A 20,169-nucleotide genomic window follows, 5' to 3' on the forward strand; every position below is an offset into this window, starting at 1 on the left:
GCGTGCCGGCATAGGGTTCGTGCGGCCAATACCCACCCGCGCTTGGTACCCTTAACAGCTGGGCCTGGCAACATGGCGAACTACCCGATGAAAGAAGTGCGCAGCGCGTGTTCAATTCACTGTCTGACCGGTTGACTTCCACGTTCAAGAACCTGCGTGGCAAGGGGCGTCTAAGCGAAGCCGACGTCGATGCCACAGTGCGGGAAATCCGGCGCGCACTCCTTGATGCCGACGTCGCTGTTCCCGTGGTCCGTGCCTTCACCGCGTCCGTCAAGGAACGCGCCCTTGGCTCCGAGGTCTCGCAGGCCCTGAACCCGGGCCAGCAGGTCGTCAAGATCGTCAACGAGGAACTCGTTGGGATCCTGGGCGGCCAGACGCGCCGGCTGAACCTGGCCAAGAACCCGCCCACGGTCATCATGCTCGCGGGCCTGCAGGGTGCCGGTAAGACCACCCTTGCCGGGAAACTCTCCCGTTATCTCAAGGACCAGGGCCACAGCCCGCTGCTGGTCGCCGCTGACCTCCAGCGCCCCAACGCCGTCAAGCAGCTCCAGGTCAACGGCGAACGTGCCGGCGTGCCGGTCTACGCTCCGCACCCCGGCGTCAGCTCCGAGTTCGAGGCCGCCACCGGTGACCCGGTAGCCGTTGCCCGCCAGGGTGTTGAAGAAGCACGCACCAAGCTGCACGACGTCGTCATTGTGGACACCGCCGGCCGCCTGGGTGTGGACGCCGAACTGATGCAGCAGGCAGCGGACATCCGCGCAGCCATCACCCCGGACGAAGTCCTCTTTGTCATTGACGCCATGATCGGCCAGGACGCCGTTGCCACGGCACAGGCCTTCAACGAAGGCGTGAACTTCACCGGCGTGGTGCTGACCAAGCTCGACGGCGATGCCCGCGGCGGTGCCGCGCTCTCGGTCGCCTCGGTGACCGGCAAGCCGGTGATGTTCGCCTCCACCGGTGAGGGTCTGAAGGACTTTGAAGTCTTCCACCCGGACCGCATGGCCAGCCGCATCCTGGACATGGGCGACATCCTCACGCTCATTGAGCAGGCGGAGAAGTCCTGGGACAAGGACGAAGCGGCCCGGATGGCCAAGAAGTTCGTGGACCAGGAAGACTTCACCTTCGAGGACTTCCTGGCCCAGATGCAGCAGCTGCGCAACATGGGCTCCATGAAGAAGATGCTCATGATGATGCCCGGCGCCGCCGGCATGCGCGAGCAGCTGGAAAACTTCGATGAGCGCGAAATCGACCGCGTTGAGGCGATGGTCCGCTCCATGACCCCGCACGAGCGGGTTGCCCCGAAGATCATCAACGGTTCCCGCCGTGCCCGTATCGCCCGCGGTTCCGGCGTTCACGTCTCCGAGGTGAACGCCCTGCTGGAGCGTTTCACCCAGGCCCAGAAGATGATGAAGAAGATGGCATCCGGCGGCGGCATCCCGGGCATGCCCGGGGTGGCAGGCCCCGGCGGCTTCGGCGGTTCACGCAAGAAGCAGCAGGCAGCCAAGGGCAAGAAGAAGGCCCGCTCCGGCAACCCGGCCAAGGCCGCGCAGGAGCGCGCCGAAGCCGAGGCACGGCGCGCGGGCGCAGCCAAGGCGCTGCCCACCGGTTCCGCCTTCGGCCAGCAGGGCGGGGACTTCGATCCCTCCTCGCTGAACCTGCCCAAGGGCTTCGAGAAGTTCCTCGGGAAGTAACACAGGCAAGCAACCACAACACGCTTTAGCAATACACGTACGGCCGGTCCGGGTCTTCCCCGGGCCGGCCGTACGTTTTCGTGGGGGACCCTGGAGATAGGCTGGTTGAATGGCTCAGCAACGGATTGTATTTGTGCACGGTGCCGGACGGTTCGGTGCCGCCGCCTGGCCGGGCCAGCATGCCCTGGCCCGCAGCTACGACTGCCTGTTCCTGCGCCGTGCCGGTTACGGACTGCAGGTGCCGCCGTCCCCGACCGACTACGCAGCGGACACCGAAGCGGTCCTGGCAGCACTGGGCAGCGGCGGGCACGTGGTGGCCCACGCCGAAGGTGCGGTGTCAGCGATGATGGCGGCAGTTCGGGACCCTGCCCGGGTGCATTCGCTGGTCCTGTGCGAACCGGCTGTTTTTTCACTCACCCGGGACCTGCCGGCAACTGTGGCACGACGCGCGCTGCTGGATCCGCTCTACCAGGCTGCCGCCGAGCTCACTGACGAAGCGTACGGCCGCGAATATGCCCGGCTGGTCTTTTCCGCCGAATCCGCACCGGAGGCGGGCAACGACCCGCACGCTGCTGCACGTCAGCGGCTGCAGTCCCCGCCGTGGGATGCGCCGCTGGACATTGTTCCGGGTGTTCCCACCCTGGTGCTGACGGGGGAGTGGGAGCCGCTTTACGAAGAAGTCGCCGGGTTCCTCGCTTCCACCGGCGCCGAACACCGTCCGGTGGGCGGCAATCACCGGCCGCAGGACACCCCGGCGGGACAGGAAGCGGTAGCCTCTTTCCTCGCCCGGACCGGCGCAGCAGCGGCGGCCTGATGACCATGATCCGGACTGCCGGGCCTGGGGACCTGCCGCTGCTGCCGGACCTGGAAGCGGCGTCGGACACTCTGCTGGCCGGACGCCCGGAAATCCGGGGCGAGCTGCTCGGCACGCTTCCACCGGCGGCTTCGCCCGCCGAGCTGGCGGCTGCCCGGCACCTGCTGGTGGCTGGGGAACCGCCTGCCGGATTCGCCCGGCTGGAAGAAGTGGGCGGCTGCGCCCATCTGGAACAGCTCTCGGTCCATCCATCCGCCGCCGGAGCAGGCCTGGGGCGCGCACTGGTGGCTGCCGCGGCCCGGTGGGCAGAGGAAGAGGGATTTCCTGCGCTGACCCTCTGCACCTTCGCCCGCGTTCCGTTCAACGCACCCTTCTACGCCAGCTGCGGGTTCACCGCCGTCGAACCGGACGGTGAGCTGGCCCGGATCCGGCGCCACGAGGAGAAACTTGGGCTGGACCGCATCGGGGAACGTGTCGCCATGCGTCTTGAGCTTCGCCCGGGAAGGCACGCACTGGAAATTAGGTGAAGCTTCAAGTAATGTTAAATGCATGAACATTCAAGTAAATGCCCAGGACCTGCTTCCCGCGAACCTCTCGATGGGAACCGTGATGCTCAAGGTGGGCGACATTGAAATAGTCTCCACCTACTACCGCCAGGCGCTGGGCCTGCAGGTGGTTGCGGAGGCCGACGGCGGCATGTACCTGGGCCGCGGCACGGTGCCGCTGGTTCACCTGGCGCCCGCCGCGGGGCTGCAGGTTCCTTCCCGCGGTGAGGCAGGGCTGTTCCATACGGCCATCCTTTTCGACACCCAGGCCGACCTCGCCGCCACCGTGGCGCTGGCCGCGCAGTTTGACCCCTCCGCCTACGTCGGCAGTGCTGACCATCTGGTCAGCGAAGCCTTCTACTTCACGGATCCCGAAGGGAACGGCATTGAGCTGTACTGGGACCGGCCGCGCGAAGACTGGGCCTGGGATGAAACAGCCGGCGGCCGCACCGTGCGCATGGCCTCACTCGCCCTTCCGCCCCAGCAGTACTTCCGGACCCACCTCAGTGAAGAGGCGATGGCCCGCACCGAAACTGCCGGCGCCGGCGTCGGGCACGTGCATCTGCAGGTTGGGGACACCGCCACTGCTGCCGCGTTTTATGTGGAGACCCTCGGGTTCGAGCGCACCGCCGACTTCCATGGCCAGGCCCTTTTCGTTTCGGCCGGCGGCTACCACCACCACATGGCCATGAACGTCTGGAACAGCCGCGGGGCCGGACCCCGCCGCGACACCCTGGGCCTGGGGGAAGTACTGATCACCGTCCCCGGCACGGATGACGTCGGAGCCCTCGCGGACCGGCTGAAGTCCGCCGGCATTGCCAGCCACCACACCGGTGCCGAACTGCGTTTTGAGGATCCCTGGCGCAACCGCCTCCGCGTCGCTGCAGCCTAGGCGGCCGGGCGCGCGCGCCTGCTGCACGTTGCAGTGCTTTCCGCGGCGGTGCGGCGAGTCGCAAAACGCAGAGTCATCTGGCACAATGGACAGGTACTCGATCTGCGTGGCCCCTCTCTCCGTGCAGCATCTTGTCCTTTTGAACCCCAAACGTTATGGCCCGCCCCACGGGAGCAGAAGTTCGGGTTCGCCCCATTTCAGATCAGGAGTGACCACAAAAGTGGCCGTAAAGATTCGCCTTAAGCGCCTCGGCAAGAAGTTCTCAGCACACTACCGCGTTGTTGTCATGGATTCCCGTGCCAAGCGCGATGGCCGTGCCATCGAAGAAATCGGACTGTACCGTCCGACCGAGGAGCCGTCGTACATCGACATCAAGTCCGACCGTGCGCAGTACTGGCTCGGCGTCGGCGCCCAGCCGACCGAGCAGGTCGCAGCACTGCTGAAGATCACCGGTGACTGGCAGAAGTTCAAGAACATCGACGGCCAGGAAGGTACCCTGCGTACCAAGGCTCCGAAGGAGCCCTTCGTGGCTCCCGAGAAGAAGTCCGTGATCGTCCCCGAGGCAATCACCCCGAAGGCCAAGAAGGAAGAGGCAGAAGCCGCTTCCACCGAGGCTGAGGCTGAGTAGATTGCTGGCCGAAGCGCTGGAGCACCTCGTGCGCGGAATCGTTGACTCCCCGGAGGACGTCAAGGTTTCCGCCAAGAACAACCGCCGCGGGGAAACCCTCGAGGTTCGTGTTCACCAGGATGATCTTGGCCGGGTTATCGGCCGCCAGGGACGCACCGCCCGCGCACTGCGCACGGTGATTTCCGCCCTGGCCGGCAGCGAGGCTGTCCGGGTCGACGTCGTCGACACCGACCGCCGCCGCTGACGCACCAGCAATTCCAAGCAGTAAACAGCAGTTCCTAACATCCGGCCCCGGCACCAGATAATGGTGAAGGGGCCGGATGTTTTTTTAGGCTCCGGCCATTTCCGCCGCGCCCACAACGACCAAGGAGAATCCATGCAGTTACAGGTGGCACGCATCGGCAAGCCTCACGGTATCCGCGGTGAGGTAACCGTCCAGGTGCTGACCGACGCCCCCGGGGACCGGTTCGCCCCGGGTGCAGTCCTCACCGTGGAGCCGGCCGCCAAGGGACCGCTGACGGTTATCAGTGCCCGCTGGAACAAGGACATCCTGCTCCTTGGCTTCGAGGAAGTGGCGGACCGCAACGGAGCCGAGGAGCTTCGCGGTGCCAAGCTGTTCATCGACACCGACGAAGCCGATGACGAAGACAGCGGCGAAGGCTGGTACGAGCACGAGCTGGTGGGTCTGAAGGCCAAGGTGGGCGGCGACGTCGTCGGCACCGTCACGGCGCTGCGCACCCTCACGGTCCAGGACCTGCTGATCGTCGAGGACACCAAGGGCCAGGAAATCCTGGTGCCGTTCGTGGAGGCGATCGTCCCCGAGGTCAATACCGAGGAGGGTTACGTCCTGCTGACCCCGCCGGCCGGACTGTTTGAACTGAACCTGCCGGACGCAGGCAAGGACGGGCGCTAAGTGCGCATTGACGTTTTCTCTATTTTTCCGGAGTACCTTGCCGCGCTCGACCTGTCCCTGATCGGCAAGGCCCGGCAGGACGGGCTCCTGGATCTGCGCGTGCAGGACCTGCGGGAGTTCACCACGGACCGGCACCGCACCGTGGATGACACTCCCTACGGCGGCGGGGCCGGGATGGTCATGAAGCCCGAGCCGTGGGCGCAGGCACTGTCCACAGCGCTCGACGGCGCCCCGGGGGCAGCTGCGCGGCCCACCCTGATTGTTCCGTCCCCCGCCGGTGAAGTCTTCACCCAGAAGACCGCCTACGAACTTGCTGCCACCGACCATCTGGTCTTCGCCTGCGGCCGCTACGAAGGCATTGATGAGCGGGTGCTGGAATGGGCCGGGGAGCACTTTGACGTGCGACCGATGAGCCTGGGGGACTACGTCCTGAACGGCGGTGAAGTGGCAGTGCTGGCCATGGTCGAGGCCATCGGCCGCCTGGTGCCGGGCGTCGTCGGGAATCCCGAGTCCCTGGTGGAGGAGTCCCACTCTGACGGGCTGCTGGAATACCCCGTGTACACCAAGCCCTCACTATGGCGTGAACGGCCCATCCCGGAGGTGCTGCTCAGCGGCAACCACGCCAAAGTTGCACGCTTCCGGCGCGATGAGCAGCTGCGCCGCACCTCGGAGCGCCGCCCGGACCTCATCGCAAAACTGGACCCGGCCAGCCTGGACAAGGCAGACAAAGCCACCCTGGCGGCCCTGGGCTGGAGCGTGTCAGCAGAAGCCGTCCTCCCGCAGGCCTGAAGCGGTCCCGGATTGGTGGGCCCCGGCAGCACTGTGGCACAATGGGTAGTTGTGTCATCTGGGTCCGCACCTGCCACAGGGGGAGCGAGGCCAACAGGCAAGACACACCGGCAACCGATTCCCGGAAGGCCGGTTTTATAGCTTCGGCAGCATCTGTGCACCGTTAGGTACATCCTTGCCGCCGTGACCAAAGTGGATGACCTGTGGCGTTCACCAGGAGTGAGTAACAATGCACATCCTAGATTCCCTCGATGCAGCCTCGCTGCGTTCGGACATCCCCGAGTTCCGCGCCGGTGACACGGTCAAGGTTCACGTCAACATCGTTGAAGGCAAGAACACCCGTGTTCAGGTCTTCCAGGGCTTCGTCATGAAGCGCCAGGGTGACGGCCTGCGCGAGACCTTCACGGTCCGCAAGGTCAGCTTCGGCGTCGGCGTGGAGCGTACCTTCCCGGTACACTCCCCGGTTCTCGACAAGATCGAGGTTGTCAGCCGCGGCGACGTCCGCCGCGCCAAGCTGTACTACATGCGCGACCTGCGCGGCAAGGCTGCCAAGATCAAGGAAAAGCGCGACTTCCGTCCCGCCAAGTAATTTTCTTGCCGCAGACATCCGCGGACGGGGCCCAGCCCCGGAAACACACAAAACGCCGGTCCATTGCGGGCTGGCGTTTTGTGCTGTGGGCACTTGCCGGGGCAGTGGTGCTCGCCGGCCTCGTCCGGGCCTTCGTTTTTGACGTCTATTACATTCCCTCCGCTTCCATGCAGCCGCTGCTGGAACCGGGGGACCGGGTGCTGGTTTCCCGTACCGAATACCGGGGCTCGGAGATCCAGCGCGGCGACGTCGTGGTATTTGACGGACGCGGTTCCCTGGCTCCGCTGCACAGCTCCGATCCCGTCCTGAAGCAGGCCTGGGATGCCACTGCCCAATGGCTGGGCCTGGCCGGCAGCGACACCGTGTACATCAAGCGTGTCATCGGCGTGCCCGGGGACCGGGTGGCCTGCTGCACCGACGCGGGCGGGCTCACCGTGAACGGGCAGCCCATCCGTGAGCCTTATCTCTTCCCCGGCGATACCGGGAGCGAAACAGCGTTCGACGTCGTTGTACCCGAAGGCCGGCTGTGGCTGCTGGGCGACCACCGCTCCGACTCCGCCGACTCCCGGACGCTGCTTGGCGCTCCCGGCGGCGGACTGATTCCCGAAGAGCGGGTGATCGGCCGCGCACAGCGAATCCTTTGGCCGTTCGAAAGAAGTACCGAGATTGAACGACTAGAGTTGGACACCGTATGGCAATTCGTGGAATAAGAGGACAGCACATGGCGCAGGACTTCCCGGACGACCCCGCAAACGGGGGCGCCGATTCCGGCGAAGGCCACGGCCACGCCTCCCATGCCAAAGGCAAGGACGGCAAGAAGCGCGGGTTTGGGGCATGGCTGCGCGAAGTGGTGATCATTGTGGTGATCGCCCTGCTGCTGTCCTTCCTGATCAAGACCTTCCTCTTCCGGGCCTTCTACATTCCCTCCGGTTCCATGGAGGAAACCCTGGAAATCAACGACCGGATTTTCGTGAACCTGCTGGTGCCGGAACCGTTCGACCTTTCCCGCGGCGACGTCGTCGTCTTCAAGGACACGCAGGCCTGGCTGCCGGCCACAGACCAGAACGACGACGGCAACTTCATCGCTGACGCACTCACCTTCGTGGGACTGCTGCCGGATGAGTCCGAACAGCATCTGGTCAAGCGCATTATCGGCATGCCCGGTGACCATGTGACGTGCTGCAGTGCCGACGGAAAGGTCACGGTCAACGGCGAACCGCTGGACGAACCGTACCTGTATCCCGGAGCCCTGCCGTCCGAAACGGCATTCGACGTAGTGGTTCCCGAAGGCAAGGTCTGGGTGATGGGCGATCACCGCAACGCCTCCGCCGATTCGCGCGAGCACCAGGACGGGCCCAACGGGGGCTTCATCAACATCGAAGACATTGAAGGCAAGGCTGCCGTGATTGCCTGGCCGTTGAGCCGCGCCGGTTTCATTGGCAGCTACCCCGAAGTGTTTGAGGACGTTCCCGAACCGTCCGGGGCGGAAACGGCATCGAAGTGACCACTCAGCCAGGCCGCGCGCTGCGGGTGCCTGCGGGTGCCACCGCGGCGCCTGCCGCGAGGGCGCCGCGCACCCGCACCGCAGCCAAGGGTCCGACCCTGCGCTACGAGCGCACCTTTGCGGCCCTGGGCCACAAGGTGCTGGCCGGCTGCGATGAGGTGGGCCGCGGCGCCCTCGCCGGCCCGGTCAGTGTTGGCCTGGTGGCTGTCCAGCTGGAGTCCGTCCGCGCGCTCAAGGGTGTACGGGACAGCAAGCTGCTGACGCCGGCCGACCGGCAGGCACTGGTTCCGCAGATCAAGAAATGGTGCCCCGCCTGGGGCGTTGGCCACGCCAGCGCTGCCGAAATCGACCTGCTGGGCCTCATGGGCGCCCTGCGCCTGGCCGGCACCCGCGCCTGGACACAGGTCTGCGAAACCCTGACACCGGACGTCGTGCTCCTGGACGGAAACCACAACTGGCTCTCACCGGAGATGCAGGGGAGCCTGTTCGATGAGCCGTCCGAAGAGGACGACGCCGCCTGTACCGCTCCGGTCCACACCCGGATCAAGGCGGACATGACCTGCCTGAGCGTTGCAGCCGCCTCGGTCCTGGCCAAAGTTGAACGTGACGCGATGATGGTTGAGTACGCGTCCCTGCACCCGGAGTACGGCTGGGAAATCAACAAGGGATACGCCACCGAGGCGCACCGCGCCGCGATCGACACGCTGGGTCCGTCACCGCTGCACCGGCTGTCCTGGCGGCTGGGCACGGCACGTACTGTTGAGGATGGACCCGCACCGGGTCCGGTTGGGGGATGATGGTGCCATGAGCGCAGAGGATCTTGAGAACTACGAGACAGACATGGAGCTGCAGCTCTACCGCGAATACCGCGATGTTGTGGGGCTGTTCAGCTACGTTGTGGAAACCGAGCGGCGCTTCTACCTGGCCAACCACGTGGACCTGCAGGCACGCAGCGCCGACGGCGAAATCTACTTCGACCTGACCCTGCAGGATGCGTGGGTCTGGGACGTCTACCGTTCGGCCAGGTTCGTGAAAAGCGTCCGCGTGATCACGTTCAAGGACGTCAACGTGGAAGAACTGGCCCGCAATGACGACCTCACCCTGCCCAAGGCGGACGAGCTGGGTTAGTCGTCCTTCAGCGGCCGGCGGGTTCCTGCCGGCGCCTGGGGAACATGGGGCAGCAGTGCCATGCAGTCGCTCCACAGAATCCGCGGAATCCGCGGCGCGTCAGCAACGAGTTCGGAGAACCAGCCGTCCACCATCTGACCGCGGTGTGCCAGCAGCCGCGGCACCGTGACCGGCAACGGGAAGCCGTTCCGCCACACTGCCTTGTAGCTGCCCAGATTCCCCACATTCGCGGTCCAGTTCAGGGATTCCCAGCCCAGAGTGTCGAAGGCATATGCCACGGCCAGCCGGACAGCACGGCTCATCAGGCCCTGCCCGCGGAATTCCGGTGAGGTAACGAAGCCCAGCCCGCCGGTTCCGGCTCCCTGCCATCGAAGGTCGATGCTGCCGGCATACTGTCCGTTGGCCTCCAGCGCCCAGGAGATAGTGTCCTGCTGCGGTACGCCCACGGCCGAGATGTAGGTCAGTGCCATCTCACGGGTGTAGTCCAGGGGAACGGTGGTCCACTGGATGGTCAGCGGGTCACGCGAGCGGGCCGTGACGGCGTCTGCATCCGAGACAAGATGCGGCCGGAGCAGCAGCGTGTCATCCTGCAGCAGCGGGATCTGAAAGACCATTTTTCCAAGGTACCGCGCCGTCCTTCCGCGGCGGCATCTTAGACTGCCTAGATGGCAGCCTCCCCGTCCGATCCTTCCCGGAACACCGCGGAGATTCTGGATACCCTGGTAGGGGTGCGGATCTACGCGCAGCTGAAGCCCGACGCCGCCGGGCTGGCTGAGCTGGTTCGGCTGCAGTCCGAAGCGCGCGCACTGGTGCCCCGTGCCCGCACCGTGAGTTCCGGGCGGCTGCATTTGACGCTGATCCACTTCGGCAAGGCCGACGAAGCGTATGAGCGGCTGGCGGCGGCCACCGGGGTAGGGCCGGAAACTTTCGGACGGGCGCTTGGCAGGTATCTTGCCGCCACGGAAGCGTCCTTGCCGGTCCGTGACTTTCTGCTGACTCCGGTTGGGCTGGCCGGGTTTGGGATCAACGGGACTACCCTTGCCCTTGAGTGCAGCCCCACTCCTGAGCTCGGGGAGGTGCATGCCGTCCTGTATGCGCTGGTGCTGGAGTTCCTTGCTGCCTGCGGGGTATCGGATCCGGCCGGCTATGCAGCGAAGGACCCGGCACTGGCGTTTTCGGCGGTGCTGCGGCCGCATATCAGCATCCTGCATGGTTTCCGCCTGCCTACTGAAGATGCCGCACAAATGCCCGTCGTGTCTCCGGAGCCGCTGCGGCTGACGCCGCTGCCGGTGCTGTACCGGGCCTGAATCCCCGGGCGGGCTGCTTCCTGTCCTGCACAGCCCCGGGACCGATGAGTGCCTGTCTACAGCCATCCACATAACCGGCTCACGCGCCCAGAACCGCCTGGGCTTGCGGGGAGACTCGGAGCATGAAAGCCAAAGACCTGCTGGGCCGAAGCGGCGAGGAGCTTGCCGCGCAGTATCTTGCCGCCGCCGGGTATGACGTGCTGGAACGCAACTGGCGGTGCCGCCAGGGGGAGATCGATCTGGTGGCCAGGGACGGGAACACCCTGGTCATCGCCGAGGTGAAGACCCGTTCTTCGCTGGACTACGGACACCCCTTCGAAGCCGTGAGCGCGGCCAAGCTAGCCCGTCTCTACCTGCTGGCCGCGGCCTGGACACGGGAGCATTCCGCCGCACGGGGCGGCTGGCGGGTGGACGCGGTGTCCGTGCTGCTGCCCGGAGGAGACCAGCAGCCGGTGATTGAGCATCTGAAGGGGATCGGCTGATGGGCCTTGGGCGGACGTACGGGGTGGGACTGATCGGGCTGGAAGGACGCATTGTTGAAGTCGAGGCGGACATCGGCCAGTCCCTGCCTGCGTTTATCCTGCTGGGGCTGCCGGACGCCTCACTGAACGAGTCACGGGACCGGGTGAAGTCCGCCGCCAAGAACGCCGGGCTGCCGCTGAGTCGACGGAAGATCACGGTGAACCTCATGCCCGCGGATGTCCACAAACGCGGTTCCGGATTCGACCTGGCCATAGTCATGGCGGCCCTTGCCGCAGCAGGTGATGTTGGGCGCACCGGAAGAACAGTCTTCCTGGCCGAGCTGGGACTGGACGGACGGCTGCGGCCGCTGCGGGGAGTCCTGCCCTCGGTCATGGCGGCCGTTGACGCCGGTTACCCGGACATTGCCGTGGCGGCAGACAACGCTGCGGAAGCTGCTCTTGTCCCCGGATCCCGGGTGCGGGGATTCGCCTCACTGGCCGCTGTGGCGGAGGCCTTCGGAGCCCGTCCGGACACCTTGGTCTTTCCTGCCGAAGAGCCCAGGCCTGCATCAGAAAGCACCGACGGCGGTGCCGCGCCACCGGTTGACCCTGACCTGGCCGACATTGCCGGTCAGGACGAGGCACGGTTTGCCCTGGAAGTGGCGGCGGCCGGCGCCCACCACCTCCTGATGACCGGCCCGCCCGGCGCGGGCAAAACCATGCTGGCCGAACGGCTGCCCGGACTGCTTCCGGATCTGTCCGACACCCCGGCCATGGAAGTCACCGCCATCCACTCACTCAGCGGCCAGGCATCACAGTGCACCAGCCTGATCCGCCGCCCGCCCTTTGAGAGTCCCCACCATACGGCCACCGCTGCTGCGGTCATCGGAGGGGGAAGCGGAATACCCCGGCCGGGGGCGGCATCGCGGGCTCACCGGGGAGTGCTGTTCCTGGATGAGGCACCCGAGTACGACGCACGGGTGCTGGACGCCCTCCGCCAGCCGCTGGAGAGCGGCCGGTTGGTGCTGCACCGTGCCGCCGGCACCGCCGTCTACCCTGCCCGGTTTCAGCTGGTGCTGGCTGCCAACCCCTGTCCGTGCGGTTTAGCCACCGGAAAAGGAACCGAATGCGCCTGTACGCCGCAGCAGCGGCGGCGATACTTCAGCAGGCTGTCGGGTCCACTGCTGGACCGGGTGGACCTGCAGCTGGAAATCCGGCGTGTCTCCCTTCAGGACTTCACCGGCGCCGGGACAGCGGAACCGAGTGCTCCCGTCGCCCAGCGGGTAGCGCAGGCGCGGGCCCGGCAGCAGGAAAGGCTCGGCGCGCTGGGCTGTGGAACCAATGCCGAAGTGCCCGGAGCTGTGCTGCGCGGTGCGCTCCGTCCGTCACGGTCCAGCACAGCGGCGCTGGACCGTGCGCTGGACCGGCAGACACTGACCGCCCGCGGATACGACCGGGTGCTGCGGGTGGCCTGGTCTGTAGCGGATCTGGCCGGACACAGCTGTCCCGACGCTGACGACATTGGCCAGGCACTCGGGTTCCGTCAGCAGGCGGTGGCGGCATGAGCCAGCTGGAACCCGTCCTGCTGGCACGGGCGGCCCTGTCACGGCTGATTGAGCCCTCGGACACCGTGGGGCAGGCCCTGGTAGCTGCGGCCGGACCCGAAACAGCAGCTCTGGTGGCAGCCGGCCGCCAGCGTGCCGGGACAACACTGCGACGGGACGTCGATGCGTTGCTGGAAGAGCGGGGCATACGCGGCACGGACAGTGTCTTTGCGGAGGCGCTGGAGCGTTGGCAGCCCCGTGCAGCAGATCTGGCACCGGAACGGGATCTGCAGACCGTGCACCGCTTCGGCGGCCGAATGCTCGTCCCGGAAGACGCAGGCTGGCCCGCTGCCCTGGCCGACCTGGGTCAGGCGATGCCGTTCTGTCTCTGGACCCGCGGCAACGGCATCGTCCCTGAGCTGGGCCAGTGCCTGGCGCTGGTCGGGTCCCGCGATGCGACCTCGTACGGTCTGGCAGTCACCGGAGACCTCGCTGCGGGCCTTGTCCAGCGCGGCCGTACCGTCATCTCCGGCGGCGCCTACGGCATCGATGCGCAGGCACATCGTTCGGCGCTCGCCGTGGGAGGAAACCAACGAAGTCCCGACCCACGTGCTGCCCGCGGCGGCAACCGTCCCTCCGCAGCGGGCAGCACCGAACCGCCCACCATTGCGGTGCTGGCCGGTGGGGTGGACCGGTTTTATCCCGCCGGGAATGAAGAGCTGCTGCGCGCCGTGGCTGATGCCGGACTGATAATCAGCGAAGTTCCGCCGGGCTCAGCTCCAACCCGCTGGCGGTTCCTGCAGCGGAACCGCCTCATTGCAGCGCTGGCCGCAGCCACGGTAGTCGTGGAGGCACGATGGCGTTCCGGCGCACTGAATACCGCACACCACGCAGCCGAACTGGGCAGGGGAGTCGGGGCGGTGCCCGGGTCTGTCTATTCGGCCAATTCAGCCGGCTGCCACCGTCTGCTGCGCGAGGGCAGCTCTGTGTGCGTCAGTGACGCTGCGGAGGTCCTGGAGCTTTCCGACCCGTTTGTCCTCGCTCCTGACGGAGCTGACGGCGCAGGCCGCACTGGCACACAGGCTGACCACGACGGCCTGAGTGTGGAAGACATCCTGCTGCTGGACGCGCTGCCGCTGCGCAAAGCCGTACCGCCGCAGAAACTCTCGGTTGTCGCTGGGCTCAGCCCTGCGGCTGTCCGTGCAGGTCTGGCACGGCTTGAGCTTTCCGGGCTTGCCCGGAGAACAGGGGAGGGTCTCTGGCAACGAGCGGAGCGGCCCCGGCTAAACCCAGGCACTACCAAATCCAAAGGAGACTGACATGCGCACCCACAAAGTGATCTACTCGCCCCTGGGCATCCTGACCCTCGTCGCCGAAGACGGCATGCTGATAGCAGTCGAGGCCGCCGCCGCAGACTTCCTTCCCCGGGACGCCGCCCGGCAGGGGCTGGCCGCCGAGGACGGGTTCGAGGCCGCGGAACGGCAGTTCGAGGAGTACTTCTCGGGACGCCGGTGCTGCTTCGACCTGCCGGTGTCCCAAAAGGGCACACCCTTTCAGGAACAGGTCTGGCAGGCCGTAAAAGCCATTCCCTACGGCCAGACGAGGACCTACAAACAGCTCGCCGTTGCGCTCGGAGATGCGTCCAAAGCACGCGGTGTAGGCGCTGCCCTTGCCCGCAACGCACTGGGAATCGTGGTGCCAACGCACCGGGTAGTGGGAACCAAAGGCGCGCTTACCGGCTACTCCGCGGGGATCGATGCCAAGCGGGCGCTGCTGGAGCTCGAATCCGCTCCGGGGAACGAGATGCTGCGCCAACAGTGCGCTGGCGTCGGTGTGCCTGCTTGAAGCGGGGCAGGAAAGCGGCGAAGGTGGATCGGTGGGCAATTCCAGCAGTTCAACCAACCCCGGTACACCGGAAGACGCGGCTGGTCCGCGGAACTCCAAGCCCTTGGAGTTCGTCCGTGCGCTGGAAGGGTTCTGCAGCTATCTCGCCTCTGAACGTGGTCGCTCGGACCACACGGTGCGGGCCTATGAAGGGGACGTCGCCGGACTGCTGGATTACGCCGCTGGCCTGGGACTCACCTCACTGGCCGAAATCGACCTCTCCGTCCTGCGCGGCTGGCTCGGAAAGCTCAGCGACAGCGGGCTGGCGCGGGCCACGATAGCCCGGCGGGCCGCCACCGCGCGTTCCTTCACCGGCTGGGCGCTGCGCGAAGAACTGATCCCCACTGATCCTGCGCTGCGCCTCAAAGCACCCAAACGCACCAAGACCCTCCCCGGCGTGCTGCGTCCGGCACAGATCGAAACCCTGTTCGAGTCCCTGGCCCAGGCAGCAGCCGAGGGAGATGCCCTGGCCGTGCGGGATCGTGCCCTGGTGGAACTGCTGTACGCCACCGGCATCCGGGTGGGGGAGCTGGCAGGGCTGGACGTGGATGACCTGGACCAGGACCGCCGGACCCTGCGCGTGATCGGCAAGGGCAACAAGGAAAGGACAGTGCCCTACGGGCTGCCGGCGGCCCTCGCTGTGGACGACTGGCTGCGTCGCGGCAGGCCCGCGGTGGTCCGGGAGGACAGCGGGCCCGCCCTCTTCCTCGGACAGCGCGGGCGGCGTATCGACCAGCGGCAGGTCCGGGCAGTCACGGCTGCTCTTTTCGAAGCACTCGGAGACACCTCGGCCAGCGGTCCGCACGCGCTGCGGCACAGTGCAGCCACCCATCTGCTGGACGGGGGAGCAGATCTGCGCAGCGTGCAGGAAATCCTCGGCCACAGCAGCCTTGCTACCACCCAGCTGTACACCCACGTCTCCGTGGACCGGCTGCGCAGGAGCTACCAGCAGGCCCACCCCCGGGCCTGAACGGATTGCGCCTATTAGGGCAGCGAAAAAATCACTTACAACCAAGTAGTTTCATTGGCGTAATTGCGTAACATGCGGCACAATGATGCTAGGTCTCACGCCGTCAGCTTAAATGCAGGGGTGTCGAGAGTTTTAGGGCTTGGAACTTCAGGAACCATCCCGTGCAGCGCAGGTCGTTGGGGAAGACGCACCTACAGCTACGGAGGATGGAATGACTGTTGTGATGGCGCACGGCGTATTGTTCGTGCACTCAGCCCCTTCTGCGTTGTGCCCGCATATTGAGTGGGCCATCGAATCCGTCGTTGAGAAGCGGACGGATTTCGAGTGGACCCCTCAGCCCGCAGCCCCGGGCATGGTCCGGGCTGAGCTGGCATGGGCCGGACCGCAGGGGACCGGGTCGCTGCTGGCCTCAGCCCTGCGCGGTTGGGCCCATTTGCGCTATGAAGTCACTGAGGAACCCAGTGCTGGTGCTGACGGCAGCCGCTGGTCGCACACCCCCGAGCTTGGCATCTTCCACGCCACGACCGACGTCCACGGCAACATCATGGTCTCCGAGGACCGCATCCGGTACGCCTATGAGAACGGTGCCGGCGATCCAGCCGCCGTTTACCACGAACTCTCACTCGCACTCGGTGAAGCCTGGGACGACGAACTTGAACCCTTCCGGCACGCAGCAGACGGTGCGCCGGTGCGCTGGCTCCACCAGGTCGGCTGATCCAGGGCAGAAACCGCTTTCCAACTCTTCCTCCGCAGCAAAAGGCCGGGTCCCCTGAACAGGGAACCCGGCCTTTCTGCTGTTGGACGCGGGAAATGCGAAGACTAGTGGCTTCTCAGGGCCACGACTGCGTTGTGTCCGCCGAATCCGAACGAGTTGTTCAGGGCAACGATGTCACCGGCAGGCAGATCACGGGCCGTGGTCACCACGTCCAGAGGGATCTCCGGATCCTGGTTGTCCAGGTTGATTGTTGCAGGAGCCTGGCGGGTGTAGACGGCCATGGCGGTCAGTACAGCCTCGACGGCGCCGGACGCACCGAGCAGGTGGCCGGTCTGGGACTTGGTCGCAGATACCGCAACGTTGTCCACGTGCGCACCAAGGGCGGACTTCAGCGCGGTGTATTCCGGCTTGTCTCCCACCGGCGTCGACGTGGCGTGGGCATTGACGTGGACAACATCCTCGGCGTGGGCACGGGCATCGTACATGGCGGCCTTGAGTGCACGGGTAGCACCCAGGCCCTCGGGATCCGGTGCGGTGATGTGGTACGCGTCGGCGGTAACTGCTGTGCCGGCAAGTTCAGCGTAGATGCGCGCGCCGCGGGCCAGGGCGTGTTCTTCAGCTTCAAGGACCAGAGCGCCGGCGCCTTCACCCATGACGAAGCCGTCGCGGTCCTTGTCGTAGGGACGGGAGGCCCGTTCAGGATCATCGTTGCGGCGGGAGAGCGCCTGCATGGAGGCGAAGGAAGCCAGCGGCATGGGGTGGATAGCTGCCTCAGCGCCGCCGCACACCACAACGTCCGCCTTGCCGGACCGGATCAGCTCCAGTCCCTGGTGCAGCGACTCAGTACCTGAGGCACAGGCCGACACCGGGGTGTGGGCTCCGGCGCGGGCGCCAAGGTCAAGGCTCACGGCAGCGGCCGGGCCGTTCGGCATCAGCATGGGAACGGTCATGGGCAGGACCCGGCGCGGTCCCTTCTCCCGCAGTGTGTCCCACGCATCGAGCAGGGTCCATACCCCGCCGATGCCGGTGGCGAAGGAAACAGCCAGCCGGTCGTGGTCGATGTCCGCTTCTTCCAGGCCGGAGTCGGCCCAGGCTTCGCGGGACGCGACGACGGCGAACTGGGTGGAGGGATCCATCCGCTTGGCTTCCACGCGGGAGAGGATCTCAGTGGCCGGGGTGGAGACACGTGCGGCGAAGGTTACCGGCAGGGCGTACTTCTCAACCCATTCGTCTTCCAGCGTGCGGGCGCCGGAGACGCCTACCAGGGCGTTCTTCCACATGGTCGGGACATCTCCGCCGATCGGCGTGGTTGCGCCGAGGCCGGTAATGACTACTTTGCGGGCCATGATTCACTCTCTCGGAAAATTGGGGGCGCACCGTGATGCTGGTGCAGCGGGTGGTGCTGAAAAGGGCGGCCGCCGCAGCGGCCGCCCTTCACGAACTACGCCTGGGCGTTGGAGATGAAGTCGACGGCGTCGCCAACGGTCTTGAGGTTCTTGACCTCTTCGTCGGGGATGCGAACGCCGAACTTTTCCTCGGCGTTGACCACGATGGTCATCATCGAGATGGAGTCGATGTCCAGGTCATCCGTGAAGGACTTGTCCAGCTCAACGGCCTCGGGGGCCAGGCCGGTTTCCTCGTTCACGATCTCTGCGAGACCGGCCAGGATTTCTTCGTTGCTAGCCATGGGGGCTCCTTTTTTCGTTGGTACCGGTGCTGGACCGGTATGGGTTTTCCAACCGCCGAAGCGGTGTGGTCTTGCAAACTAGGGGAGGACTACAACCTGTGCGCCGTAGACCAGGCCGGCGCCGAAGCCGATCTGGAGGGAGAGCTTTCCGCTGAGTTCGGGATGTTCGCTGAGCAGGCGGTGCGTAGCCAGCGGAATGGAGGCAGCTGAGGTGTTGCCGGCGTCGGCAATGTCCCGGGCGATGACCACGGACTCAGGCAGTTTCAGCTGCTTGGCCAGCTCATCGATGATCCGCATGTTGGCCTGGTGCGGCACGAAGGCGGAGAGGTCCTCGGCGGTAATGCCGGCAGCATCAAGGGCCTGCTGGGCGGCCTTGGCCATCTCCCAGACAGCCCAGCGGAAGACCGTCTGGCCGTCCTGGCGCAGGGTAGGCCACAGCTTGGTTTCACGCTCTGCCAGGACGTTGGCCGGCAGTTCGCCGTCGGCCTCGGCTGCGAGGGACAGTTCACGGATTTCGAGCATGGAGTGCGTCATGCCGATCGCACCGGACTTGCTGCCGTCCGAACCCCAGACGGAAGGACCAATGCCGGGGGTATCGGAAGGACCGATGACGACGGCTCCGGCACCGTCACCGAGGAGGAAGGAAATGGTGCGTTCGGTGTTGTCGATGAAGTCGGAGAGCTTCTCAACGCCGACGACGAGCACGTACTTGGCTGCGCCCGAGCGGACCAGGGCGTCTGCCTGGGCGATGCCGTAGCAGTAGCCTGCGCAGGCGGCAGACACGTCGTAAGCGGGGGCGGGCGTGGCGCCCAGGCGGTCGGCAACCTGCGCGGCGGCCGACGGCGTGGCGAACGGGTGGGTCACGGTGGAGACGATGACGGCGTCCAGCTCGGAGCCTTCAACTCCTGCCTGGGCCAGCGCATCCCGCCCGGCCAGCTCGGCCATGTCTACCACGGAGGTGCCCTTGTCGGCCCGGTGCCGGGTGACGATGCCCGTGCGCTGCCGGATCCATTCGTCAGAGGAATCGATCCACTGGCACACGTCGTCGTTGCTGACGATCACGTCGGGACGGAAGGCGCCCAGGCCGTGGATCCGGCTGAACTCGTGGACGGGTGCTTGCTTCAGGGTGGGCGTGCTCACGCATTACCTTCTTGGGTTGTAACTGCTGCCGCGCCGGAGTGCTCGGCCACAAAGGCCCGGGCAGCGGCGAGGTCTTCGGGGGACTTCAGGGCCAGCGAGGGAACTCCGCGCATTCCCCGCTTGGCCAGTCCGGTCAGGGTGCCTGCCGGAGGGAGCTCCAGTATGCCGGTGACGCCCATGGTTGTCATGGTTTCCATGCATGCGTCCCAGCGAACGGGCCGGGAGACCTGGGCGATCAGGCTGTCAAGGTTGGCTTCCCCGCTCACCACGGCAGCGCCGTCGTAGTTCGAGAGCAGGGTGGGCAGGGGCTCGGCGGGGGAGAGGGAAGGCCGCAGCGCCTCCAGCACGCTGAGTGCAGGCTCCATGTACGTGGTGTGGAAAGCGCCTGCCACCTTCAGCGGGATGACCCGGGCTTTGGCCGGGGGATTGGCAGAGAGTTCCTGAAGCTGCTCAAGCGTTCCCGCAGCCACAACCTGACCCCCGCCGTTGGCGTTGGCTGCGGTGAGGCCGAAGCTCTCCAGGACCCGCGCGACGTCGTCCGGGTCGCCGCCGAGCACGGCGCTCATGCCGGTGGGTACCTGCGCGGCCGCCCGGGCCATGGCATTGGCGCGTTCCCGGACAAAGGCGAGTGCATCGTCCTCGTTCAGGGCCCCGGCTACGGCGGAAGCGGTGATCTCGCCGACGGAGTGGCCCGCGACGACGGTTGCTGCGGTAAGGGCGCTGGTGTCCAGCAGCTGCCGGGCAGCCACGAGGCCGGCGGCCACGATCAGCGGCTGCGCGACGGCGGTGTCCTTGATGGTTTCCTCATCCGAGACAGTGCCGTGCGCTACGAGGTCCAGCCCCGCAGTGTCGGAGAGGGCTTCAAGGTGCTCCCGCACTCCGGGCAGTTCCAGCCACGGAGCGAGGAAGCCTGGCGTTTGTGACCCCTGGCCGGGGCAGACGATTGCAAGCACGTAACAAGCTTTCCA

At 66.2% G+C, this 20,169-nt stretch carries 25 protein-coding genes; 20 read left to right on the forward strand and 5 right to left on the reverse strand.

Annotation, left to right across the window (positions count from 1 at the left end):
* Positions 1-107: 107 nt before the first annotated feature.
* From ffh to ACWGQ2_RS15895, 13 genes are all read left to right on the forward strand, one after another.
* A complete protein-coding gene (ffh, locus tag ACWGQ2_RS15835; protein WP_452018959.1) occupies positions 108-1,691 on the forward strand; it encodes a signal recognition particle protein in 1,584 nt (527 codons plus the stop codon).
* Between the two features lie 109 nt (positions 1,692-1,800).
* Positions 1,801-2,505: an alpha/beta fold hydrolase gene (locus ACWGQ2_RS15840; protein ID WP_452018961.1), complete on the forward strand. Its 705-nt coding sequence runs from the start codon at positions 1,801-1,803 to the stop codon at positions 2,503-2,505.
* The gene (locus ACWGQ2_RS15845; RefSeq protein WP_452018963.1) at positions 2,505-3,032 is read left to right on the forward strand and encodes a GNAT family N-acetyltransferase; all 528 of its coding nucleotides are present in this window, start codon (positions 2,505-2,507) and stop codon (positions 3,030-3,032) included. Before ACWGQ2_RS15840 ends, ACWGQ2_RS15845 begins: the two co-directional genes overlap by 1 nt.
* A gap of 22 nt (positions 3,033-3,054) precedes the next feature.
* A complete protein-coding gene (locus ACWGQ2_RS15850) occupies positions 3,055-3,942 on the forward strand; it encodes a VOC family protein (protein WP_452018965.1) in 888 nt (295 codons plus the stop codon).
* A gap of 220 nt (positions 3,943-4,162) precedes the next feature.
* Positions 4,163-4,570 (forward strand): 30S ribosomal protein S16, encoded by a 408-nt coding sequence (gene rpsP, locus ACWGQ2_RS15855; RefSeq protein WP_055240818.1) that lies wholly within the window; start codon positions 4,163-4,165, stop codon positions 4,568-4,570.
* 1 nt (position 4,571) lies between these two features.
* The gene (locus ACWGQ2_RS15860; protein ID WP_091604027.1) at positions 4,572-4,814 is read left to right on the forward strand and encodes an RNA-binding protein; all 243 of its coding nucleotides are present in this window, start codon (positions 4,572-4,574) and stop codon (positions 4,812-4,814) included.
* A gap of 132 nt (positions 4,815-4,946) precedes the next feature.
* Positions 4,947-5,483: a ribosome maturation factor RimM gene (rimM, locus tag ACWGQ2_RS15865; RefSeq protein ID WP_452018968.1), complete on the forward strand. Its 537-nt coding sequence runs from the start codon at positions 4,947-4,949 to the stop codon at positions 5,481-5,483.
* Positions 5,484-6,272, forward strand: a complete 789-nt coding sequence (trmD, locus tag ACWGQ2_RS15870) for a tRNA (guanosine(37)-N1)-methyltransferase TrmD (protein ID WP_452018970.1) — start codon at positions 5,484-5,486, stop codon at positions 6,270-6,272.
* A gap of 229 nt (positions 6,273-6,501) precedes the next feature.
* Positions 6,502-6,861 (forward strand): 50S ribosomal protein L19, encoded by a 360-nt coding sequence (gene rplS, locus ACWGQ2_RS15875; RefSeq protein WP_325790861.1) that lies wholly within the window; start codon positions 6,502-6,504, stop codon positions 6,859-6,861.
* Positions 6,862-6,866: 5 nt separating this feature from the next.
* The gene (gene lepB, locus ACWGQ2_RS15880) at positions 6,867-7,571 is read left to right on the forward strand and encodes a signal peptidase I (protein WP_452018973.1); all 705 of its coding nucleotides are present in this window, start codon (positions 6,867-6,869) and stop codon (positions 7,569-7,571) included.
* Positions 7,572-7,582: 11 nt separating this feature from the next.
* Complete coding sequence (gene lepB / locus ACWGQ2_RS15885; protein WP_452018975.1) at positions 7,583-8,365, forward strand: signal peptidase I; 783 nt, start codon at positions 7,583-7,585, stop codon at positions 8,363-8,365.
* Entirely contained in the window at positions 8,362-9,162 is an 801-nt protein-coding gene (locus ACWGQ2_RS15890) for a ribonuclease HII (RefSeq protein WP_452018977.1), read from the forward strand. Before lepB (ACWGQ2_RS15885) ends, ACWGQ2_RS15890 begins: the two co-directional genes overlap by 4 nt.
* A gap of 7 nt (positions 9,163-9,169) precedes the next feature.
* A complete protein-coding gene (locus tag ACWGQ2_RS15895; RefSeq protein WP_091604041.1) occupies positions 9,170-9,493 on the forward strand; it encodes a DUF2469 domain-containing protein in 324 nt (107 codons plus the stop codon).
* Here the strand turns inward: ACWGQ2_RS15895 and ACWGQ2_RS15900 are convergent.
* Positions 9,490-10,107, reverse strand: coding sequence for a GNAT family N-acetyltransferase (locus ACWGQ2_RS15900; protein ID WP_452018979.1), 618 nt, complete (start codon positions 10,105-10,107; stop codon positions 9,490-9,492). The two genes, ACWGQ2_RS15895 and ACWGQ2_RS15900, sit on opposite strands and share 4 nt — an antisense overlap.
* A gap of 51 nt (positions 10,108-10,158) precedes the next feature.
* On the opposite strand from ACWGQ2_RS15900, the gene ACWGQ2_RS15905 reads away from it, so the two are divergent.
* The 7 genes from ACWGQ2_RS15905 (at position 10,159) to ACWGQ2_RS15935 (ending at position 16,374) form a co-directional block, all read left to right on the forward strand.
* Positions 10,159-10,800, forward strand: coding sequence for a hypothetical protein (locus ACWGQ2_RS15905; protein ID WP_452018981.1), 642 nt, complete (start codon positions 10,159-10,161; stop codon positions 10,798-10,800).
* A 122-nt stretch (positions 10,801-10,922) separates the two neighbouring features.
* A complete protein-coding gene (locus ACWGQ2_RS15910) occupies positions 10,923-11,282 on the forward strand; it encodes a YraN family protein (RefSeq protein WP_452018983.1) in 360 nt (119 codons plus the stop codon).
* Entirely contained in the window at positions 11,282-12,826 is a 1,545-nt protein-coding gene (locus ACWGQ2_RS15915) for a YifB family Mg chelatase-like AAA ATPase (protein ID WP_452018985.1), read from the forward strand. The genes ACWGQ2_RS15910 and ACWGQ2_RS15915 overlap by 1 nt, the downstream gene beginning before the upstream one ends.
* Complete coding sequence (locus tag ACWGQ2_RS15920; protein WP_452018987.1) at positions 12,823-14,124, forward strand: DNA-processing protein DprA; 1,302 nt, start codon at positions 12,823-12,825, stop codon at positions 14,122-14,124. Before ACWGQ2_RS15915 ends, ACWGQ2_RS15920 begins: the two co-directional genes overlap by 4 nt.
* Before the next feature lies 1 nt (position 14,125).
* Complete coding sequence (locus tag ACWGQ2_RS15925) at positions 14,126-14,650, forward strand: methylated-DNA--[protein]-cysteine S-methyltransferase (RefSeq protein ID WP_452018989.1); 525 nt, start codon at positions 14,126-14,128, stop codon at positions 14,648-14,650.
* A gap of 103 nt (positions 14,651-14,753) precedes the next feature.
* Complete coding sequence (locus ACWGQ2_RS15930) at positions 14,754-15,659, forward strand: tyrosine recombinase XerC (RefSeq protein WP_452019114.1); 906 nt, start codon at positions 14,754-14,756, stop codon at positions 15,657-15,659.
* A gap of 211 nt (positions 15,660-15,870) precedes the next feature.
* A complete protein-coding gene (locus tag ACWGQ2_RS15935) occupies positions 15,871-16,374 on the forward strand; it encodes a DUF3145 domain-containing protein (RefSeq protein WP_152227461.1) in 504 nt (167 codons plus the stop codon).
* A 104-nt stretch (positions 16,375-16,478) separates the two neighbouring features.
* Here the strand turns inward: ACWGQ2_RS15935 and fabF are convergent, their stop codons facing one another.
* The 4 genes from fabF to ACWGQ2_RS15955 all read right to left on the reverse strand — a co-directional run bounded on the left by fabF (position 16,479) and on the right by ACWGQ2_RS15955 (position 20,154).
* Positions 16,479-17,720, reverse strand: coding sequence for a beta-ketoacyl-ACP synthase II (fabF, locus tag ACWGQ2_RS15940; protein WP_452018991.1), 1,242 nt, complete (start codon positions 17,718-17,720; stop codon positions 16,479-16,481).
* 95 nt (positions 17,721-17,815) lie between these two features.
* A complete protein-coding gene (locus tag ACWGQ2_RS15945; protein WP_055240832.1) occupies positions 17,816-18,061 on the reverse strand; it encodes an acyl carrier protein in 246 nt (81 codons plus the stop codon).
* A 78-nt stretch (positions 18,062-18,139) separates the two neighbouring features.
* Positions 18,140-19,201 (reverse strand): beta-ketoacyl-ACP synthase III, encoded by a 1,062-nt coding sequence (locus tag ACWGQ2_RS15950; protein WP_452018994.1) that lies wholly within the window; start codon positions 19,199-19,201, stop codon positions 18,140-18,142.
* Positions 19,198-20,154 (reverse strand): ACP S-malonyltransferase, encoded by a 957-nt coding sequence (locus ACWGQ2_RS15955; RefSeq protein WP_452018996.1) that lies wholly within the window; start codon positions 20,152-20,154, stop codon positions 19,198-19,200. Before ACWGQ2_RS15955 ends, ACWGQ2_RS15950 begins: the two co-directional genes overlap by 4 nt.
* Positions 20,155-20,169: the final 15 nt, after the last annotated feature.

The sequence above is a fragment of the Arthrobacter sp. NPDC055585 genome, assembly GCF_053619115.1.

What these genes read in the sequence shown, in the direction of transcription:
- ACWGQ2_RS15840 (WP_452018961.1), top strand. Translation starts at nt 1,801, where the DNA reads ATGGCTCAGCAACGGATTGTATTTGTGCACGGTGCCGGACGGTTCGGT.
- ACWGQ2_RS15845 (WP_452018963.1), top strand. Translation starts at nt 2,505, where the DNA reads ATGACCATGATCCGGACTGCCGGGCCTGGGGACCTGCCGCTGCTGCCG.
- ACWGQ2_RS15850 (WP_452018965.1), top strand. Translation starts at nt 3,055, where the DNA reads ATGAACATTCAAGTAAATGCCCAGGACCTGCTTCCCGCGAACCTCTCG.
- rimM (WP_452018968.1), top strand. Translation starts at nt 4,947, where the DNA reads ATGCAGTTACAGGTGGCACGCATCGGCAAGCCTCACGGTATCCGCGGT.
- rplS (WP_325790861.1), top strand. Translation starts at nt 6,502, where the DNA reads ATGCACATCCTAGATTCCCTCGATGCAGCCTCGCTGCGTTCGGACATC.
- lepB (WP_452018975.1), top strand. Translation starts at nt 7,583, where the DNA reads ATGGCGCAGGACTTCCCGGACGACCCCGCAAACGGGGGCGCCGATTCC.
- ACWGQ2_RS15895 (WP_091604041.1), top strand. Translation starts at nt 9,170, where the DNA reads ATGAGCGCAGAGGATCTTGAGAACTACGAGACAGACATGGAGCTGCAG.
- ACWGQ2_RS15900 (WP_452018979.1), bottom strand. Translation starts at nt 10,107, where the DNA reads ATGGTCTTTCAGATCCCGCTGCTGCAGGATGACACGCTGCTGCTCCGG.
- ACWGQ2_RS15905 (WP_452018981.1), top strand. Translation starts at nt 10,159, where the DNA reads ATGGCAGCCTCCCCGTCCGATCCTTCCCGGAACACCGCGGAGATTCTG.
- ACWGQ2_RS15910 (WP_452018983.1), top strand. Translation starts at nt 10,923, where the DNA reads ATGAAAGCCAAAGACCTGCTGGGCCGAAGCGGCGAGGAGCTTGCCGCG.
- ACWGQ2_RS15915 (WP_452018985.1), top strand. Translation starts at nt 11,282, where the DNA reads ATGGGCCTTGGGCGGACGTACGGGGTGGGACTGATCGGGCTGGAAGGA.
- ACWGQ2_RS15920 (WP_452018987.1), top strand. Translation starts at nt 12,823, where the DNA reads ATGAGCCAGCTGGAACCCGTCCTGCTGGCACGGGCGGCCCTGTCACGG.
- ACWGQ2_RS15925 (WP_452018989.1), top strand. Translation starts at nt 14,126, where the DNA reads ATGCGCACCCACAAAGTGATCTACTCGCCCCTGGGCATCCTGACCCTC.
- ACWGQ2_RS15935 (WP_152227461.1), top strand. Translation starts at nt 15,871, where the DNA reads ATGACTGTTGTGATGGCGCACGGCGTATTGTTCGTGCACTCAGCCCCT.
- fabF (WP_452018991.1), bottom strand. Translation starts at nt 17,720, where the DNA reads ATGGCCCGCAAAGTAGTCATTACCGGCCTCGGCGCAACCACGCCGATC.
- ACWGQ2_RS15945 (WP_055240832.1), bottom strand. Translation starts at nt 18,061, where the DNA reads ATGGCTAGCAACGAAGAAATCCTGGCCGGTCTCGCAGAGATCGTGAAC.